The 244-nt window shown below is 70.1% G+C and carries 1 protein-coding gene; it reads left to right on the top strand.

What is annotated here, in order from left to right:
- Positions 1-244 (top strand): biotin/lipoyl-containing protein (locus DSP71_RS12590; protein ID WP_309472619.1); only part of this gene is annotated, 244 nt, incomplete at both ends.

Genomic DNA, 244 nt, shown 5'->3' with positions numbered 1-244 from the left:
TCCGTCGTCCTCCCCGCTCTCGGCGAGAGCGTCACAGAGGGTACGGTCACCCGCTGGCTCAAGCAGGTGGGAGACACCGTGCAGGCGGACGAGGGCCTGCTCGAGATCTCGACCGACAAGGTCGACACCGAGATCCCCTCCCCCGTCAGCGGCGTGATCGAGGAGATCCTCGTGGCCGAAGACGAGACCGTCGAGGTCGGCGCGCTCCTCGCGCGCATCGGCGACGGCAGCGGAGCGGCTCCCG

The organism is Microbacterium sp. H6, from assembly GCF_003314775.1.
Lineage (GTDB): Bacteria > Actinomycetota > Actinomycetes > Actinomycetales > Microbacteriaceae > Microbacterium > Microbacterium oxydans.
Note: the sequence above shows the minus strand (reverse complement) of the source record. Positions and strands in the feature narration are given on the sequence as shown.